The organism is Virgibacillus alimentarius (genome assembly GCF_000709085.1).
GTDB classification, from domain to species: Bacteria; Bacillota; Bacilli; order Bacillales; family Amphibacillaceae; genus Virgibacillus_B; species Virgibacillus_B alimentarius.
Genome location: NZ_JFBD01000123.1, coordinates 1 through 1340 on the forward strand (window position 1 = coordinate 1; position 1340 = coordinate 1340).

Genomic DNA, 1340 nt, shown 5'->3' on the forward strand with positions numbered 1-1340 from the left:
TCATTGATATCACACCTTATGAACAATTTTTCCATCAGTCGCAAGACGACTATTCAAAGAATTGGAGGGCAAGGCATAAAGTGAATGAATAAAAATGAGGCTGGGACAAAACTCAGCTAAATAACAAAAAAGGAATGCAGTCGATACTGGGTTCCTTTTTTGCTCTAGATTTAAAATAATTGATTATTCTGCGAATAATTAGTAAACAAAAAGAGCACCTTCTGGTAAAATAAAAGTGACGAAACAATTACTACCGGAGGTGCTCTTATGTTTAAACATTATACTATGAATCAGGTAATTTTGCCATTAGATTTTGAAATGAAATTAGACAAAAACGATATTGCCTTTGCTGTAAATGATTTGATTGAAAGTATACCAGAAAAGTCCTTTGAGGAGTTCGTGCGTAATACAGGATGTCCTGCTTACCATCCACGCATGATGATGAAAATTATCTTGTGTGCCTATACGCAGTCTGTATTTTCCGGACGGAAAATTGAAGCATTATTAAAAGATAGTGTTCGTATGATGTGGCTTGCACAAGGATATGAACCAACTTACCGTACAATCAATCGATTTCGCACAAATCCTTTGGTTGAGGAATTATTACGTCAATGTTTTGTGCAATTCCGTTCTAAACTGGTTCAAGACAAGGAAATCGATGCGGAAGCCATTTTTATTGACGGTACAAAAATAGAAGCTAATGCGAATAAATTTACATTTGTTTGGCGTAAATCTGTTGAAAGATATAGTTCGAACCTGATTGAAAAGTCTAACACCATGTACGATGAGTTGTTGGAGAAAGAAATTATTCCAGTGATTGAGCGTGAAAATGAAGAAGAACTTTCGGTGAAGGAAATAGAAACCATCGTCGAAAAACTAGATGATACTATCGATACATATACGAAAAAGATTGACGATTCTGATGTGGTAAGCGAACGGAAACAGTTGCGCTCGGAGCGCAAAGAACCGAAGAAATATCGAAAACATTATGGAGATTTTCTTGTTCGGAAACAAAAGTATCAGCGAGATATGGAGATATTTAAAGATAGAAATAGTTATTCGAAAACAGATCATGACGCCACATTCATGCGTATGAAAGACGATTATATGAGAAATGGCCAATTAAAAGCTGGATACAACTTACAAATTGCGACAGAAGGACAATATGCGTTAGCGTACGATATCTTTCCTAATCCGACAGATACACGCACCTTTATTCCATTTTTAAATACGATTGAAAAAGATTATTTTGAATTACCCAAATACATCGTTGCCGATGCAGGTTATGGTAGTGAACAAAACTATGATGATGTATTAAATAATAGGAATTGCACACCACT

Annotated in this window: 1 protein-coding gene; it reads left to right on the forward strand. The window is 35.4% G+C overall.

The window, feature by feature from the left end; genetic code table 11:
* Positions 1-267 precede the first annotated feature (267 nt).
* Positions 268-1340 (forward strand): transposase (locus GZ63_RS0115525; protein WP_029271120.1); only part of this gene is annotated, 1073 nt, incomplete at its 3' end.